Below are 17,372 nucleotides of genomic sequence, written 5' to 3'. Positions count from 1 at the left end.
CAGTTGCCGATAGTCCTGGGTAGATGAGAAGGCTCTCATCTACTCGGGACGGGGTCACGCGATGCGCGTCCCGGGAGGCAGCTGCCGCGCCGGCGTGCGGGTCCGCGCCCACGCCCACCAGAGCAGCGCGGCGGCGAGGGCGATCTGGACCCCGAGCCCCACGAACCAGCTGGGCACGGTCTTCCCGATCACTTCTCGGGCGTTCGGGAACCGCTGCTCCTCGTACGGGGCGCACTCGTCCCAGCGCTGCTCGAGCTCGGGCGGCAGCTGCGCGGAGCGCACACCGAACTTGAGGGCGCCGAACGCGTCGACGGCGTTCCCCTGCCGGTCGAACTGCGTGGGGGTGGCGTCCGCGAGGATGACGAAGGGGTTCGCCGCCAGCATCCACCAGACGTGGTCGAAGCGCGGGACGTGCCAGGTGTCGACCTGCCACTCGCCGCAGATCATCTCCTCCGGATCGTTCCAGCAGTTCTCGGCGCCGTCCTTGCACTCGGGCTCGCCGGTGGTGTCGTCGTACACGGCCGTCCGGTACGAGTTCGTGGCCTCGCTCGTGATGCTCGCGCCGACGAGCCCGAACCCGATGACGCTCCCGATCGCGAGGGCCGCGACGACGAGGTAGGTCGCGGCGACGGAGAACAGCGGGCGGGGCAGGATGCCGCTCATCGCGATGCCGATCGCGGCGATGATGCCGGTCTCGAGGACCAGGATGGCAAGGGACACCAGCACCGTCGCCGCCTGCACGCCGCCGCCGAACGAGGCGATGACGAGGAACGGCACGGCGACCACGGCGAACGCGAGGCCCGTGATCCACGCGGCGAGGAACTTGCCGAGCAGGATCTCCCCGGTCGTGACGAGCGTGACCTGCACGGGGGCGAGGGTCGCGGCATCCCGGTCGCCGTTGATGCTGTTCCCGCTCAGCGTCGGGGAGACGAGGATCACGAGCAGCAGCGTGATGTAGACGACCGTCGAGTAGATCGCGGCGCCGCTCTGCTCGGTGCGCTGGAAGGCGAAGAACGACAGCAGCGTGACCCCCGCGAGGAGGGTGGCGAAGATGCCGAGGAGGACGAACCACGACACCGTCCGCATCCGCTGGACGAGCTCCAGCCGGGCGATGGTCCACAGTCGGGCGAGGTTCATCGCGCACCCCCTTCGAGGTCGAGGAAGGTGTGTTCGAGGAGGCCCGTCGCGGCACTGAACTCGGCCACCGGGAGCCCCGCGCGCACGAGCGCGGCGATCCCGGCCGCCGCGTCGGTGTCGGTGGCGAAGTGCAGCAGCAGGTCGCGGCGCTCGATGGGGATGTGGTTCACATCCCAGCCGAGCGCCTGCGCGACCGGGAGGGCGGCGGCCGTCGCGTCGCGGTCGGCCAGGCGCAGACGCCACATCCGTCCGCGGCTTGCGGCCGCGGCGACGCGCTCGGCGCTGACGGTCTCCCCCGCGATGAGGAAGACGGCGTCGTCGACGACCTCCTCCAGCTCGGAGAGGATGTGACTGGAGATGAGGATGGTGCGCCCTTCGGCGGCCAGACGCCGCAGCAGCAGTCGCAGGTCGATCCGCGCCTGCGGGTCCAGGCCGGACGCCGGCTCGTCGAGGAGGAGGACCTGCGGGTCGTGCACGAGCGCTCGGGCGAGGCCGAGCCGCTGCTTCTGACCGCGGGAGAGGACCCGCGCCGGGGCGTCGGCGAGGTCTTCCAGGCCGACGATGCTCAGCAGCTCCGCCGCCCGGGCGGCGGAGCGCTCCTTGTCCAGGTCGTAGAGCCGGCCCGTCGTAACGATGGTCTCGCGGGCGCTGAGGGTCTGCCACGCGCCGAGCGCGTCCGGCATCCAGCCGAGGACGCCGCGCGCGCCGGCCGGGTCGGCGATCGGGTCGATCCCGCCGATGCGCAGCTCGCCCTCGTCGGGCTGCAGCAGGGACGCCAGCATCAGCAGCAGCGTCGTCTTCCCCGACCCGTTCGGGCCGACGAGGCCGGTGACGGCGCCCTCGCGCGCCTCGAGTGTGACGTCGCGGACCGCGTGCACGTTCCCGAAGGACCGTTTGACTCCGCGCGCGACGATGCCGGGGGTGCTCATGCGCTCACCCTAGGGGTTCCCTGTGGACCGTGCATGAACGCCGGGGCATGTGTCCCGGTACGCCGGCGGATCAGCGGAAGAACGCGGTACCGAGGTCGGGGTGGTCAACGAACACCCCGTCGACCCCGGCGTCGGCGATGACCTGCCACTCGGCTTCGTAGTCACCGAGGGCCGACTTGTCCCGGCCGTGGCGGAACGACGGGAGGAGGAACGAGTTCTCCGGCCGGCAGGTCCATGTGAAGACGCGGAGGCCGCGCGCGTGCGCCTCGGCGACGATCGGCGCCGGACCGGTGGGCCGCCCGAGCCGGTCGGGCGCGAGGATCATGCGCTTGTCGAGGCTGATGCCGTCGACGACCCCGACGAGTCCGTCCAGGCCCGCCGGCGTGGCCAGCGACGGGTAGGTCGGTGCGTTGCGGCCGAGGGCTGCGACGAGGTCGTAGGGGCGGCCGGCCGCTTCGAAGAGGTAGATGTACGACCCGCGGATGCCGTGCTCCCGCAGCTGCATCAGCACGGTCGACTCGAACGACTCGAGCACGAGCGGCAGCGCGCCGTCGGCCCAGCCGCTGGCCTGCAGCTCCGCGGCGACGAGGCCTGCAACGTCGACCCCGAGTCCGGCGAAGTAGGTCGCGTGCTTGATCTCCAGCACGACGCCGATCTCCCGACCCTGGTCCAGCGAGGCGAGGCGGACGATGTCGAGCACGTCGCGCAGCCGCAGCGGCGGCTGCTCGCCGTCGAAGCTCGCGCTCCCCGGCCGCAGCTGCGGCAGCCGTTCCCGGCACCGCAGCGTCGCGAGCTCGGCCCACGTGAAGTCCTCGGTGAACCATCCCGTGATCTCCGCGCCGTCGATCGTCTTCGTGGTGCGGCGGTCGGCGAATTCGGGGTGCGCGGCGACGTCGGTGGTCGAGCCGATCTCGTTCTCGTGACGGACGACGAGGACCCGGTCCTTCGTGACGACGACGTCGGGTTCGACGGCGTCGACACCCAGCTCGAGGGCCAGGTCATACGAGGAGCGGGTGTGCTCGGGGCGGTAGCCGGGCGCGCCGCGATGACCGATCACGAGGGGTCTGCGGCGGGGCATCGTTCCAGGCTACCCGTCGCCATCCCCGCGGTTCGTAGCGCTCTCACAGCCTGTACTGCCGCTGCGGGAACCCCGTCCGATACCCTGTAATCCACAGCACCGCGCTGTGACCCGATTCTTGGAGTGAGAGAGACCATGGCCTCCGGCAACTTCGCATTCAACAACCCGGCCTTCAAAGAGCAGCGGCCGGGCCTGACCCCTCCCGCGGCGCAGCAGGCGGGCACCTCAACGCAGTACGCGACCGCCGCCCACCAGGGCGCCGACGTCGCCGCCAGCGCGCAGCTCGAGGGCATGTTCGCCGCCCCGCCCGCGGGATCCATCGAGACCGGTCGCATGACCGTCGAGGACACCGTCATCAAGACGTTCAGCCTGTTCGCCATCCTGCTGGTCACGGCGGTCGTCGGCTGGCTGTGGACGCTCGGCGGATCGTTCGGCATCACCGGCGACCCGAACCAGGCGTTCACCATGATGCCCTGGATCATCGGCGCGCTCGGCGGCTTCGTCCTCGCGATGGTCATCACCTTCACGTCGCGCAAGAAGATCCGCCCCGCGCTGATCTTCGCCTACGCGGCGTTCGAGGGGCTCTTCATCGGCGGCATCTCGGCGTTCTTCGAGATCATGTGGCCCGGCATCGTCATGCAGGCCACCCTCGCGACCGTCTCCGTCGTCGGCGTGACGCTGGCCCTGTTCGCGAGCGGCAAGATCCGTGCCTCGAAGAAGGCCACGAAGATCTTCATGATCGCGATGATCGGCTACCTCGTCTTCTCGCTGCTGAACCTCGTCCTCATGTGGACCAACGTCCTGCCGGCAGAGCAGACCTTCGGCCTGTACAGCGCCACGATCGCCGGCATCCCGCTCGGCCTCATCATCGGCGTGCTGGTCGTCATCATGGCCGCGTACTCGCTCGTGCTCGACTTCGACCAGATCCAGCAGGGCGTCCGCAACGGCGCCCCGCGCCAGTTCGGCTGGCTCGGCGCCTTCGGGATCATGGTCACGGTCGTGTGGCTGTACGTCGAGATCCTGCGCATGATCGCGATCGTCCGCGGCAGCAACTGACCGCACTCCACAAGAAGGGCCGCCCGGTACGCCGGGCGGCCCTTCTTCGTGCGTCCGCGGGCCCGCGACATGACCCGCGAACGACGGATGCCGTGACCCTCAGGCCACGGCATCCGTCACACGCTCACTCCCACTCGATGGTCCCCGGGGGCTTGCTCGTGACGTCGAGGACGACACGGTTCACCTCGCGGACCTCGTTCGTGATGCGGTTCGAGATCTTCGACAGGACGTCATAGGGCAGACGGCTCCAGTCGGCCGTCATGGCGTCCTCGCTGGAGACCGGGCGCAGCACGATGGGGTGTCCGTACGTGCGACCGTCGCCCTGGACACCGACCGAGCGCACGTCGGCCAGCAGCACGACGGGGCACTGCCAGATCTCGTCGTCGAGGCCCGCCTTGGTCAGCTCCTCGCGGGCGATGGCGTCGGCATCCTGCAGAATCGCGAGACGGTCAGCGGTGACCTCACCGACGATCCGGATGCCGAGACCGGGCCCCGGAAACGGCTGGCGGCCGACGATGACCTCGGGGAGCCCGAGCTCGCGGCCGATCGCGCGGACCTCGTCCTTGAACAGGGTCCGCAGCGGCTCGACGAGCTCGAACTGCAGGTCCTCCGGCAGGCCGCCCACGTTGTGGTGGCTCTTGATGTTCGCGGTGCCCGCTCCGCCGCCCGACTCGACGACGTCGGGGTACAGGGTGCCCTGCACGAGGAAGCGGATCGGCTCGCCGTCCGCGGCGGCCTCCGCGACGAGCGCGGCTTCGGCCTGCTCGAACGTGCGGATGAACTCCCGGCCGATGATCTTGCGCTTCTGCTCCGGGTCGCTGACGCCGGCGAGCGCGGAGAGGAACTGGTCGCGCGCGTCGATCGTGACGAGGCGCACACCGGTGGAGGCGACGTAGTCCTGTTCGACCTGCTCGCGCTCGTTCTTCCGGAGCAGCCCGTGGTCGACGAAGATGCAGACGAGCTGGTCGCCGACGGCCTTGTGCACGAGTGCTGCGGCCACGGCGGAGTCGACGCCGCCGGAGAGACCGCAGATGACGCGGCCCGATCCGACCTGGGCGCGGATCTTCTCGACCTGCTCGGCGATCACGTTGCCGCTGTTCCAGTCGGCGGGCAGGCCCGCGGCCTTGTGCAGGAAGTTCTCCAGGACGTCCTGGCCGTGGTCGGAGTGCTTGACCTCGGGATGCCACTGCACGCCGTAGAGGTTGCGCTCGGCGTTGCCGAACGCGGCGACCGGGGTCGCGGCGGTCGAGGCGAGGACGTCGAAGCCCTCGGGGGCCTTCGCGACCTGGTCGCCGTGGCTCATCCACACGTTCTGCTCGGCGGGCTGACCGCCCAGGAGCACGCCGCCGTCACCGGCGAGCGTCGCGTCGGTGGCGCCGTACTCGCGGAGCCCCGTGTTGGCGACCTCGCCGCCGAGCTGCTGCGCCATCACCTGGAAGCCGTAGCAGATGCCCAGGGTCGGGATGCCGAGTTCGAGCACGCCGGGGTCGAGCGTCGGCGCGCCGGGCTCGTACACCGACGACGGGCCGCCGGAGAGGATGATGCCCACCGGGTTGCGCTCGGCGACCTCGGCGGCCGTCGCGGTGTGCGGGATGAGCTCGCTGTAGACGCCGGCTTCGCGCACGCGGCGCGCGATCAGCTGCGCGTACTGTGCGCCGAAGTCGACGACGAGGACGGGCCGCTGGGCGGTCTCGGTCTGGCTGGTCACCGGATGTTCTCCGTCGGGATCGGGGCGGATTCGGAGGGCGGGGCGGTGTCGCGCTCGGACGCTTCCCGCTGGGCGAGATAGGCCCGCACTTCGCGCGCGACGCGCAGCTCCATGGAGAAGGACAGCAGCGGGACGATGCCGCCGAGGGCGAGCGTCACGAACCGCACGAAGCCCCAGCGCATGAGGCTCCACACGCGGAAGCAGGCGAAGAGGTACACGACGTAGAACCAGCCGTGCGCGATGAGGATCAGGAGCGACAGGTTGACCCCGTCGCCGGTGGACTCGCCGAACGCATCCACCTGCGCGAACCACAGGAACCCGCCGGCGCCGCCGAGGAACAGCTCGTACTTCAGGAAGTACTTCACGATCATCTCGGCGCACAAGAGCAGCAGCATGACGCCGGTGATGACCGACGCGACCTGGTAGAACTTCAGCGCTCCGCGGATCGCCGGAAAGGTGGCGAGCTTGGGCTGAGGCATGCCTCAAGTCTAGTCGCGGGTCGGAAGCGGGCTCTCCTCGAGGACCTCGAGCTCCTCGAGCTCCTTCTCCCACGCGTCCCGCGCCAGGCGGTACCACATGTAGAACGCGAAGCCCGCGAAGATCGCCCACTCGACGGCGTAGAAGATGTTGAGCCAGTTGACCCCGCCGCGCTCCTCGGGGGCCGGCGAGTGGATGGCCGTCAGTCCGCTCAGCGGCTCGCCGGCCGTGAGGTACGCGCGGTAGACCGAGAGCCCGTCGACGTCGTGCCAGACACCCAGCAGCGCCGCCGGCGACATGCGGGACATCTCGGTGGCGGGCGCGCCGGCACGGGGCAGCGCCGGGCCTTCGTCGGAGATGATCCGGCCGGTCAGCGTCACGCCCTGCGGGGGGTCGTCGTTCAGCGCGGATGCCGCGGCCTCGGCCTCGTCGCGGTCGGCGGTCCAGCCGACCGCCACGGCGAGCGAGGTGGGGGCGGCGGCATCCGCGATGCGCAGCTGACCCGTCACCCAGAACCCCGCCGCGCCGTCGTTGTAGCGGGAGGAGACGATGACGAAGTCGTCGGCGACGAACGACCCCGTCACCTCGACCTTCTGACCCACGAGCGGGTCGGAGAGGTACTCCCCCGGCGTCGCGACGTCATCCAGGGGGCGCACGTTCTCGGTCGCGCCCGGCTCGACGGGAGCGGTGTCGAGGGCGCTCGAGAGCTGCCACTGCCCGAGCCACGCGAACACCGCCGCCAGCAGCAGCGCGAAAGCGAGCATGCCGAGCCACCACGGGCGCAGCATGACCTCGCGCAGGGTCGGCGGGAAGACCTCGGGGTCGGCAGAGCTCATCTCAGCCGAAGGTGTACGGGGCGACGACGACCTCGACGCGCTGGAACTCCTTGAGGTCGGAGTACCCGGTGGTGGCCATCGACTTGCGGAGGGCGCCGATGAGGTTCGCGGTGCCGTCAGCGACCGGGGCCGGCCCGTAGAGGATCTCCTCGAGCGGGGCGACCTGGCCGACCTCGACGCGGTTGCCGCGCGGAAGCTTCGCGTGGTGCGCTTCGGGTCCCCAGTGGAACCCGCCGCCGGGCGCATCGGTCGCGCGGGCGAGGGCGACGCCGAGCATGACGGCATCCGCGCCCATCGCGAGCGCCTTGACGATGTCGCCGGAGGTGCCCACGCCGCCGTCCGCGATGACGTGCACGTAGCGCCCGCCCGACTCATCGAGGTAGTCGCGGCGCGCGCCGGCGACGTCGGCGACGGCAGTGGCCATCGGGGCGTGGATGCCGAGGGTCGCGCGCGTCGTGGAGGCGGCGCCGCCGCCGAACCCGACGAGGACGCCCGCGGCGCCCGTGCGCATGAGGTGCAGGGCGGCGGTGTAGGTCGCGGCTCCGCCGACGATGACGGGGACGTCGAGGTCGTAGATGAACTTCTTCAGGTTCAGCGGCTCGGAGACGCTGGAGACGTGCTCGGCGGAGACCGTGGTCCCGCGGATGACGAAGAGGTCGACGCCGGCAGCGACGACGGTCTCGTAGAGCTCCTGGGTGCGCTGCGGGGTGAGCGCGCCGGCGACGGTGACGCCGGCGGCGCGGATCTCGGCGAGGCGGTCGCGGACGAGCTCCGGCTTGATGGGTGCGGAGTAGAGCTCCTGCATGCGCGCCGTGGCGGCATCCGGTGGGAGCGCGGCGATCTCGGCGAGCAGCGGCTCGGGGTCGTCGTAGCGGGTCCAGACGCCCTCGAGGTCGAGGACGCCGAGCCCGCCGAGCTGGCCCAGCATGATCGCGGTGCGCGGGCTCATGACGGAGTCCATGGGCGCCCCGAGCACGGGGATGCCGAAGCCGAAGGCGTCGATCGACCAGGCCGTCGAGACGTCCTCGGGGTTGCGCGTGCGCCGGGACGGCACGACCGCGATGTCGTCGAACGCATATGCGCGGCGGGCACGCTTTGCGCGGCCGAGCTCGATCTCCATGGTCACCGTCCCAGCCTACCGCCCCGCGTCTCGGGGCCTCCCGGCCCCACTCGGCCGCACCGAGAAACCACATCCAGCATGACAAACCGCCCTTGACGTGATGTCTCACGCCGGATGTGGTTTCTCGGGGACGCGGGTCGGACGGACCCGACCGGACCCGGGGCGCGACGGGGCGGCGTCAGTCCGGGAGGCGGAACGCCGACGCGGCGAGCGCCGCCGGATCCAGCGCCAGGTCAGCGAGCACGGCGCCGACGCCGGGCGCGAACTTGAAGCCCTGGCCGGAGAACCCGGCACCGACGACGATCCGCCCGCGCCGGTCGAGCACGAAGGCGTCGTCGGGCGTCGACGTGTAGGTGCAGCTGATCGGCACGGCGGTGCCGGCATCGAGCCCCGGCATCCATTCCCGCACGTAGGCGGCGAGGAGGTCCGCGTGCGCGTCGGTGCGGAACGCGCGCGCGTCCGGGTCGACCTCGTCGCCGACGTGATGGAAGCCGACCTTGATCCCCTCGCCGGGCGTCGGCATGCCGTACACCGGCGCGGGCCAGGCGCCCGGCGTCACGAAGTGGTTGAACGACGGCCACGGCGAGCGCGGATCGCGCGGAGCGAAGTGGGCCGGTGACTCCTCCGTGACCAAGAGGCGCGGCAGGCGGATGCCGGTGAGCAGCGTCTTCGTCCACGCTCCGGCGGCGACGACGACGACGTCCGCGCGTATCGCCCCGAGCGCCGTCCGCACCGTGACGCCATCGGCATCCTGGTCGATGTCGACCGCCGGTGTCTCCCAGCGCACCTCTCCGCCGGCCGCGACGATGCGCCGCTCGAGTTCGCGCAGCGTCGCATCGGCGCGGGCCACTCCGGCATCCGGCGAGTACAGGACGGTGTCCTCGAAACGCATGCCGGGCCAGCGCCGCGCGGCGTCGACCGGATCGAGGAGCGTCGCGGGGATGCCGCGCTCATGCAGCCGGCGTTCGACCTCGACGAGCCCGCCGCCGGTGCCGCCGAGGGCCGCGCCCGCGCCGTGCGACACGAGGCCATGCAGGCGCAGGAGCGGCTCGCCCTCCACCTCGCCGAGCGCCTCCCAGCCCGCCCGGGCACGGATGAGCAGGTCGAGGTAGTGCTCCTCCGCATACGCGTTGTTGAAGTTCCGGGTCGCGCCGTGCGAGGCTCCCCGCGTGTGGCCGCGCGCGAAGCGCTCCAGCACGATGGGACGCGCACCGCGGCGGGCCAGCTCCCACGCCGCGGCGAGCCCCATGACGCCGCCGCCGACGACGACGAACCGGGACTGCTCGGGCATGGCGGCTTCCTCTCGCCGGGGGACGGCATCCATTCTCCCGCCGCCGAGGACGGGGCACCTGGCTGAGAAACCAGATTCGGCATGAGACACCACGGCAGGCGTGGTTTCTCGCGCCGGAAGTGGTTTCTCAGCGGGATGGATGCCGGGCGCCGAACGCGGCGATGCCGGATGCCGCGGGCTACTTCTTGTAGTTCGGGGCCTCGACGATGATCTGCACGTCGTGCGGGTGCGACTCCTTGAGCCCCGCGGAGGTGATGCGCACGAACTTGCCGCGGGCCTTCAGCTCCTCGATCGTCCGAGCGCCGACGTAGAACATCGACTGCCGGAGGCCGCCGACGAGCTGGTAGGCGACGGCCGAGACGGGGCCGCGGTACGCGACCTGACCCTCGATGCCCTCGGGGATGAGCTTGTCGTCGCTGGGCACGTCGGCCTGGAAGTAGCGGTCCTTGGAGTACGAGGTCTTCTTGCCACGGGTCTGCAGCGCGCCGAGCGATCCCATGCCGCGGTACAGCTTGAACTGCTTGCCGCCCTGGAAGACGATCTCGCCCGGCGACTCGTCGGTGCCGGCGAGGAGCGAGCCGAGCATGACGGTGTCGGCGCCCGCGACGAGTGCCTTGGCGATGTCGCCGGAGTACTGCAGGCCGCCGTCGGCGATGATCGGGATGCCGGATTCGCGCGCGGCCAGGAGCGCCTCGTAGATCGCCGTGACCTGCGGGACGCCGACGCCCGCCACGACACGCGTCGTGCAGATCGAGCCCGGGCCCACGCCGACCTTCACGGCATCCACGCCCGCGTCGATGAGCGCCTGCGCGCCCTCGCGGGTCGCGACGTTGCCGCCGATCACGTCGATGTGCGCGAACGTGGGGTCGGACTTGAGGCGCCGCACCATGTCGATGACACCGGCCGACTGGCCGTTGGCGGTGTCGACGACGATCGCGTCGACGCCCGCGTCGCGGAGGGCCTCGGCGCGCTCCCACGCGTCGCCGAAGAAGCCGATGGCGGCGCCGACGCGGAGCCGGCCGTGCTCGTCCTTCGTGGCGAGGGGGTACTTCTCGCTCTTGTCGAAGTCCTTGATTGTGATGAGGCCGGCCAGCTTGCCCTCGTCGTCGATGAGCGGGAGCTTCTCGACGCGGTGCCGGGCGAAGAGGGCGATGACCTCGTTCGCGCCGATGCCGACCTTGCCGGTGACGAGGCCCTCGCTCGTCATGACGTCGCGGACCTTCGTGCTCTGCCGCTCGAAGCCCGAGACGAACCGCATGTCACGGTTGGTGATGATGCCGAGGAGGCGCCCCTCCCCGTCGATGACCGGGAGTCCGGAGATGCGGTACTGGGCGCACAGCGCGTCGACCTCGTCGATCGTCGCGTCCGGCGTGGTCGTGATGGGGTCGGTGATCATGCCCGACTCGGAGCGCTTGACCCGGTCGACCATGGAGGCCTGGTCCTCGATGGAGAGGTTCCGGTGGATGATGCCGAGCCCGCCCTCGCGGGCGATGGCGATCGCCATCCGCGCCTCGGTGACCGTGTCCATGGCCGAGGACAGCAGCGGCGTCGCGACCGTGATCCGGCGCGAGACGCGCGAGGAGGTGTCGGCCTCGGACGGGATCACGTCCGTGTGCCCCGGGAGGAGGAGGACGTCGTCGTAGGTCAGTCCGACGAAACCGAACGGGTCGTTGTGCTCCATGCGCTCTCCTGCATCTTCCGGGCCTACTGATTCTAAGCGGCGCGCCGGGCGTTTCATTCCGGATCCGGGTGCGTGATCGCCGGGAATCCGGGCATCCGCGGGCCTTCCGGGCGTGGCGCGGAAAAGCGTGCGATAGGCGAAACAAAATCGACACATTACGCTCGTACCGTCGTTGATCAATGCCGATGCGACCGCATCACCCGTTAGGTGCGCCGGACTGGAGGATTCGTGAGTCCCACGACCGTGACCGCAAGACGCCCATTGAGGTGGCTTGTGCTGTTCTTGGGCGCCATGCTGGCCGCCGCTCTGCTGTTGTTCAGCAGTCCGGTCGCTGCGATGGCGGCCGCCCCCGACGAGCCCGGCGGTGACCAGGAGCAGACCGACTTCTACTTCGGCGGCGTCATCACCTTCGAAGACAAGCCGGTACCCGACGTCACCCTGAGGATCGAAGGCGGCGGCTTCGAGGCCGAGACGCTGACCGGCGACGATGGCCGCTGGCGGCTGTACGTGCCCGAGAAGGCCGAGTACACGCTCACGGTGGATGAGTCGACCCTGCCCGACGGCGTCATCGTCGAAGGCGAATCGGCCTCGCAGAAGCTGGAGTTCGGCCTCACCAAGTCGAAGATCGTGAACCTCTTCCTCGGCGAGGGCGAGCGCGTCACGCAGGGCTTCGCCGAGCAGCTGTTCGTCCGCCTCATCGGCGGGCTGAACTTCGGCCTCCTCCTGGCCCTGGCGGCGATGGGCGCGGCTCTCATCTACGGGACGACCGGCCTGTCGAACTTCGCCCACGGTGAGATGGTGACGTGGGGGGCTCTCGTGACCCTCGTCGCGACGACCATGTGGCAGCTTCCGCTGTGGGCGGGCGTCATCGCCGCGGTCCTGGGCGGCGCGGTCCTCGGGCTCGCGATGGATGCCGGGCTCTGGCGTCCGCTGCGGCACCGGGGTCTCGGGGTCGTGCAGCTCATGATCGTGAGCATCGGCCTGTCGCTCGCGATGCGGTACACGTTCCAGTACTTCATCGGCGGCAAGACCTACCAGCTGGAAGGGGCCAGCCCCACGCCCATCCAGCTCGGGCCCATCCAGCTGTCCTACATCGACCTCATCAGCATGGGCGTCAGTATCGTGGCGATCCTCGCCGTCGCCTACTTCCTGCTGCGCACGCGCATCGGCAAGGCGACCCGGGCGATCTCGGACAACCCGCAGCTCGCGGCCGCATCCGGCATCAACGTCGACCGCGTCATCCGCATCGTCTGGGTCGTCGCCGGCATCCTCGCCGCCCTCTCGGGCGTGCTGTGGGCGTACTTCCGCCCGGGGCTGCGGTGGGACATGGGCACGCAGATGCTGCTGCTGATCTTCGCGGCCATCACGCTCGGCGGACTGGGAACGGCGTTCGGCGCCCTCCTCGGCTCGCTGATCGTCGGCATCGTCGTGGAGACGTCGACCCTGTGGATCCCGTCCGACCTCAAGTACGCAGGCGCCCTCGTCGTCCTGATCCTCATCCTCCTCGTGAGGCCGCAGGGTCTCCTCGGCCGTAAAGAAAGATTGGGGTAGCCGCCATGGATTGGGGCGCCATCCTCACCAACACGCTCGGCTACCTGCTGAGCCCGGTCACGATCGCGTACGCGCTTGCCGCGACGGGTCTCGCCGTCCACTTCGGCTATGCCGGCCTCCTCAACTTCGGCATGGCGGGCTTCATGGCCCTCGGCGCGTACGGGTACGCCATCTCGGTCCTGAGCTTCGGGATGCCGTGGTACCTCGCGATGCTCGTCGGTCTCCTCCTCGCGGCGCTGTTCGCGATCATCCTCGGTGTGCCGACGCTGCGTCTGCGCGCCGACTACCTCGCGATCGTGACCATCGCCGCGGCCGAGATCGTGCGACTGCTCTTCACGACCCAGGTCTTCGACGAGTACACCAACTCCGCCGACGGCCTCGGCGGGTACAACGGCAGCTTCCAGTCCGCGAACCCGTTCCCCGAGCTGCCCAAGGGCGAGCGCTACGGCTTCGGCCCGTGGCAGTACACCGCGGCCCAGCTCTGGGTCATCGTGTTCGGCGTCCTCCTGCTCGCCCTCGCGCTGTTCGTGGTCTGGGCGCTCATGCGCAGCCCGTGGGGCCGCGTCCTCAAGGGCATCCGGGAAGACGAGGATGCCGTCCGCTCGCTCGGCAAGAACGTCTTCGCGTACAAGATGCAGGCGCTCGTCGTCGGCGGTGTCATCGGGGCGCTCGGCGGCATCATCTACGTGCTGCCGTCCGCCGTGATCCCGTCGAGCTACACGACGGCGCTCACCTTCTTCCTCTGGACGATCCTCCTCCTCGGCGGCGCGTCGACGATCTTCGGACCGTCGCTGGGCGCGGTGATCTTCTGGATGGTGCTCGCGCTGCTCGGCAACCTGCTCCCCCAGATGGCGCAGGCCGGCTGGCTGCCGATGACCGACATCCAGGCGGGAACGCTGCGGTACATCCTCGTCGGCGTAGCGCTCATGCTCATCGTGATCTTCAGGCCGCAGGGCATCCTCGGCGACAAGAGGGAGATGACCTTTGTCAAATAACCCGCCAAGCACCCCGCCGGGCGACCGCCCGAGCGAGCCGGCCTACGTCCCGATGGGCGACACGCCCGCCGGGGAGACGGACGGCGTCACCGAACCGGCATCCGCCACCGGCAGCATCCCCCGACCCAAGGCCACGGGACTCGCGACCGGACCCGGCGTGCCCGGCGTCACCAAGGTCGACCCCATCATGGTGATCGACGGGGTCACGCGCCGCTTCGGCGGTCTCACCGCCGTCGACGTCGAGCACCTCGAGATCCCGCGGAACGCCATCACGGCGCTCATCGGCCCCAACGGCGCCGGGAAGACGACGCTGTTCAACCTGCTGTGCGGCTTCGACAAGCCGAATACGGGCACGTGGTCCTACGACGGGCAGAGCCTCGCCGGCATCCCCGCCTTCAAGGTCGCCCGCATGGGCCAGGTCCGCACGTTCCAGCTGACGAAGGCGCTGTCGCTGCTGACCGTCCTGGAGAACATGAAGCTCGGCGCACCGAAGCAGCGCGGCGAGAAGTTCTGGCAGGCGTTCTTCCCCTTCGTGTGGCGCAAGCAGGAGACCGACAACGAGGAGAAGGCCCGCGGACTGCTCAAGCGGTTCAAGCTCGACGCCAAGGAGAAGGACTTCGCCGCGTCGCTCTCCGGCGGCCAGCGCAAGCTCCTGGAGATGGCGCGGGCGCTCATGAGCGACCCGAACCTCGTGATGCTCGACGAGCCGATGGCCGGCGTCAACCCGGCCCTCACGCAGTCGCTGCTCGACCACATCCTCGACCTGAAGGACCTGGGCGTCACCGTCCTCTTCGTCGAGCACGACATGCACATGGTGCGCCACATCGCCGACTGGGTCGTCGTCATGGCCGAGGGGCGCGTCGTCGCGGAAGGTCCGCCGGACAGCGTCATGCAGGACCAGGCGGTCATCGACGCGTACCTCGGCAGCCACCAGGATGTCGACCTCGGCGTCGTGACCGGCCGTGTCGCCGGTGAGCTCGACAGCTCCGCACAGGAGCTGCTCGAGGAGATCAAGGAGGAAGAGGCGGCATCGATCGCCAACGCCGAAGAGGAGACCAAGTGAGCACTCCCGCCCCCGCCGCGGCGCCGGCCACGACCGGATCCGACGTCGTCGTGAACGTGCAGGATCTGACGGCCGGGTACCTGCCGGGCATCAACATCATCAACGGCGCGAACCTCGTCGCGCGCAAGGGCGAGCTGATCGGTATCATCGGGCCGAACGGCGCCGGCAAGTCGACGCTCCTGAAGGCGATCTTCGGCATGGTGAAGATCCGCGGCGGCGACATCACCGTCAACGGCGAGAGCATCGTGGGTCTCAACGCCGACAAGCTCGTCCAGCGCGGCGTCGCCTTCGTCCCGCAGACGAACAACGTCTTCCCGTCGCTGTCCATCGAGGAGAACCTGCAGATGGGGCTCTACCAGAACCCCAAGATCTACGCCGAGCGCCTCGAGTTCGTCACGGGCATCTTCGCCGAGCTCGGCAAGCGCCTCAAGCAGCGCGCCGGGTCGCTCTCCGGCGGCGAGCGGCAGATGGTCGCGATGAGCCGGGCGCTCATGATGGAGCCCTCCGTGCTGCTGCTCGACGAGCCCAGCGCCGGCCTCTCCCCCGTCCGCCAGGACGACGCGTTCCTCCGCGTCTCCGACATCAACAAGGCCGGCGTGACGACCATCATGGTCGAGCAGAACGCCCGGCGCTGCCTGCAGATCTGCGACCGCGGCTATGTGCTGGACCAGGGCCGCGACGCCCACACCGGCTCCGGCCGCGACCTCCTCAACGACCCGCACGTCATCGGCCTGTACCTGGGCACGCTCGGCAACGACTGACCCAGGGCCGACAAGGGGGCGGATGCTGCGGCATCCGCCCCCCTCTGCGTGCGGGCCCGGTGCGCCCGGCGCGCCCGGTGCGCCCGGCGCGCCCGGTGCGCCCGGTGCGAACTGCAGGATCGAGTGTGACGGATGAGGCGCGGGGCACGACAGGCGCCCCACGCGTCACACCCGATCCTGCATTTCGTCGCGGACCCGTCGGCCCGGGCCACCGGCCTGGCGCCCCACCCGCCGGCCCGGCGCGGTCGCCGGCCCGACGCGCCGTACCCGGGGCCCCGGGCACACGGGAAAGGGCCCCGGATCGCTCCGGGGCCCTTCCGCGTGTGCTGAGCGTCAGCGGGTATCGATGCGCTCGTGCATGTTGTCGGCCTTGTACTGGAAGATGCCGATGGACGCCTCGGTCGGGTCGCCGTTCTCGTCGAACGTGACCGGGCCGGAGTAGCCGTCGTAGTCGGCCGTGCCGCCGTCGAGGATGATGTCGGCGCACTCGGCGAACGAGCTGCACTTCTCCCCCTCGCCGGAGCCACCGGAGACCTCCTGCAGCTTCGCTGCGATGTCGGCACCGTCCGTGGAGCCCGCCGCCAGGGAGGCGAGCGCCAGGAGGATGACGGCGTCGTACGACTCGGCGGCGTACGAGAAGTCCGTGAGCTCTTCGTTGCCGTCGGCGGTCCAGGCGTCGTTGAGGCGGCCCTGGAAGTCGTCCTCGAGCACCGGACCGGGCGTCGTGCCCTTCGCGCCCTCGAGCGAGACCGACACGTCGGCGCCCCACTGCTTGAGGTTGCCGTCCACGAGGTAGAAGTTCGCCGCGTCCTGACCGGCGTTCACCAGCAGCGGCGCGATGGTCGCGAACTGGTCGAACGTGATCAGCACGATCGCGTCGGGGTTGGCCGCCGAGATCGTCTGGACCTGAGCGTCGAACTGGCCGTCACCGTCGTTGTAGGACGCCTCGGCCACGACGGTACCGCCGGTGGACTCGAAGACCTCCTTGACGACGGCGCGCAGGCCGGTGCCGTACGCGTCGTTCTGGTACAGGATGCCGATGTTCTTGTGGCCGTCCTCGGCGACGAGGTTGCCGAGGACCTCGCCCTGGAGCAGGTCGCTCGGGGCGGTCCGCCAGTAGAGGTCGTCGTCCGGCCACTCGGTGAAGTCCGGCGAGGTGTTCGCGGGCGAGAAGGTGATGACGCCGGCGGACACGTTGGAGTCGAGGAACAGCTTCGTCACACCCGACGCAGCGGCGCCGATCATCGCGGAGACTCCCGCGTTCTGCAGCTTCGGGACCGTGGTCTCGAACGCCTTGTTGTCGGCGTCGCCCGAGTCACCCGGAGTCAGGTCGATCGTGAGGCCCTTCGCGGCTTCGTTGACCTCCGTGACGCCGAGCAGGACACCGGCCTCCTCGGGCGGACCGAGGAACGCGAGGCTGCCCGTCTGCGGCAGCACAGTGCCGATCTTGAGGGTCAGGTCCTCTGCGGGAGGCGCATTGGTCTCGCTGGGCTCGGCGGTGGTTCCCCCACCGGCGCACCCCGCGAGCAGAACCGCACTGACGGCGACGACGGCGATGCCGCCGAGAGCCTTGCCAGCACGCGAACGTGTAAAGACGCTCATGTTGCTCCTTGCTGTGTTTGGACACGGGTGGCTCGGGCGCCGCCCAGTGGGACAAACCTAACCAAGTCCACGTCTCGCGAGTGTTGC

At 70.0% G+C, this 17,372-nt stretch carries 15 protein-coding genes; 5 read left to right on the top strand and 10 right to left on the bottom strand.

Going from position 1 to position 17,372, the window contains the following annotated elements; all coding sequences use genetic code 11:
- Window positions 1–54: 54 nt before the first annotated feature.
- The 3 genes from MSA03_RS03610 to MSA03_RS03600 form a co-directional block, all read right to left on the bottom strand.
- Entirely contained in the window at window positions 55–1,137 is a 1,083-nt protein-coding gene (locus MSA03_RS03610) for an ABC transporter permease (protein ID WP_147049652.1), read from the bottom strand.
- On the bottom strand, window positions 1,134–2,066 hold the full coding sequence (locus MSA03_RS03605) for an ABC transporter ATP-binding protein (RefSeq protein WP_147049651.1): 933 nt from the start codon (window positions 2,064–2,066) through the stop codon (window positions 1,134–1,136). The genes MSA03_RS03610 and MSA03_RS03605 overlap by 4 nt, the downstream gene beginning before the upstream one ends.
- A gap of 70 nt (window positions 2,067–2,136) precedes the next feature.
- Window positions 2,137–3,144, bottom strand: coding sequence for a glycerophosphodiester phosphodiesterase family protein (locus MSA03_RS03600; protein ID WP_147049650.1), 1,008 nt, complete (start codon window positions 3,142–3,144; stop codon window positions 2,137–2,139).
- A gap of 135 nt (window positions 3,145–3,279) precedes the next feature.
- Between MSA03_RS03600 and MSA03_RS03595 the strand changes: the two genes are divergently transcribed.
- Window positions 3,280–4,200: a Bax inhibitor-1/YccA family protein gene (locus MSA03_RS03595; RefSeq protein ID WP_147049649.1), complete on the top strand. Its 921-nt coding sequence runs from the start codon at window positions 3,280–3,282 to the stop codon at window positions 4,198–4,200.
- Window positions 4,201–4,324: 124 nt separating this feature from the next.
- Here the strand turns inward: MSA03_RS03595 and guaA are convergent, their stop codons facing one another.
- The 6 genes from guaA to guaB all read right to left on the bottom strand — a co-directional run bounded on the left by guaA (window position 4,325) and on the right by guaB (window position 11,313).
- On the bottom strand, window positions 4,325–5,908 hold the full coding sequence (guaA, locus tag MSA03_RS03590) for a glutamine-hydrolyzing GMP synthase (RefSeq protein WP_028497291.1): 1,584 nt from the start codon (window positions 5,906–5,908) through the stop codon (window positions 4,325–4,327).
- Window positions 5,905–6,387 carry a DUF3817 domain-containing protein gene (locus tag MSA03_RS03585; RefSeq protein WP_147049648.1) on the bottom strand — a complete coding sequence of 161 codons (483 nt, stop codon included), beginning with the start codon at window positions 6,385–6,387 and terminating at the stop codon, window positions 5,905–5,907. The genes guaA and MSA03_RS03585 overlap by 4 nt, the downstream gene beginning before the upstream one ends.
- Before the next feature lie 9 nt (window positions 6,388–6,396).
- Window positions 6,397–7,221, bottom strand: coding sequence for an SURF1 family cytochrome oxidase biogenesis protein (locus MSA03_RS03580; RefSeq protein ID WP_244946305.1), 825 nt, complete (start codon window positions 7,219–7,221; stop codon window positions 6,397–6,399).
- A 1-nt stretch (window position 7,222) separates the two neighbouring features.
- Window positions 7,223–8,341, bottom strand: a complete 1,119-nt coding sequence (locus tag MSA03_RS03575; protein WP_028497288.1) for a GuaB3 family IMP dehydrogenase-related protein — start codon at window positions 8,339–8,341, stop codon at window positions 7,223–7,225.
- Window positions 8,342–8,519: 178 nt separating this feature from the next.
- Window positions 8,520–9,632: an FAD-dependent oxidoreductase gene (locus MSA03_RS03570; protein ID WP_147049647.1), complete on the bottom strand. Its 1,113-nt coding sequence runs from the start codon at window positions 9,630–9,632 to the stop codon at window positions 8,520–8,522.
- A 178-nt stretch (window positions 9,633–9,810) separates the two neighbouring features.
- The gene (gene guaB, locus MSA03_RS03565) at window positions 9,811–11,313 is read right to left on the bottom strand and encodes an IMP dehydrogenase (RefSeq protein ID WP_147049646.1); all 1,503 of its coding nucleotides are present in this window, start codon (window positions 11,311–11,313) and stop codon (window positions 9,811–9,813) included.
- Between the two features lie 291 nt (window positions 11,314–11,604).
- On the opposite strand from guaB, the gene MSA03_RS03560 reads away from it, so the two are divergent.
- The 4 genes from MSA03_RS03560 to MSA03_RS03545 are packed head-to-tail and all read left to right on the top strand — an operon-like array spanning window position 11,605 to window position 15,683.
- On the top strand, window positions 11,605–12,864 hold the full coding sequence (locus tag MSA03_RS03560; protein ID WP_036273267.1) for a branched-chain amino acid ABC transporter permease: 1,260 nt from the start codon (window positions 11,605–11,607) through the stop codon (window positions 12,862–12,864).
- A gap of 5 nt (window positions 12,865–12,869) precedes the next feature.
- Window positions 12,870–13,859: a branched-chain amino acid ABC transporter permease gene (locus MSA03_RS03555; protein WP_028497284.1), complete on the top strand. Its 990-nt coding sequence runs from the start codon at window positions 12,870–12,872 to the stop codon at window positions 13,857–13,859.
- 52 nt (window positions 13,860–13,911) lie between these two features.
- Entirely contained in the window at window positions 13,912–14,922 is a 1,011-nt protein-coding gene (locus MSA03_RS03550; protein ID WP_081782843.1) for an ABC transporter ATP-binding protein, read from the top strand.
- Window positions 14,919–15,683, top strand: coding sequence for an ABC transporter ATP-binding protein (locus tag MSA03_RS03545; RefSeq protein WP_028497282.1), 765 nt, complete (start codon window positions 14,919–14,921; stop codon window positions 15,681–15,683). The genes MSA03_RS03550 and MSA03_RS03545 overlap by 4 nt, the downstream gene beginning before the upstream one ends.
- A gap of 333 nt (window positions 15,684–16,016) precedes the next feature.
- Here the strand turns inward: MSA03_RS03545 and MSA03_RS03540 are convergent, their stop codons facing one another.
- Window positions 16,017–17,285 (bottom strand): ABC transporter substrate-binding protein, encoded by a 1,269-nt coding sequence (locus tag MSA03_RS03540; RefSeq protein ID WP_147049645.1) that lies wholly within the window; start codon window positions 17,283–17,285, stop codon window positions 16,017–16,019.
- Between the last annotated feature and the right edge of the window lie 87 nt (window positions 17,286–17,372).

Origin of the sequence: Microbacterium saccharophilum, from assembly GCF_007992455.1 — a bacterium.
GTDB lineage: Bacteria > Actinomycetota > Actinomycetes > Actinomycetales > Microbacteriaceae > Microbacterium > Microbacterium saccharophilum.
Note: the sequence above shows the minus strand (reverse complement) of the source record. Positions and strands in the feature narration are given on the sequence as shown.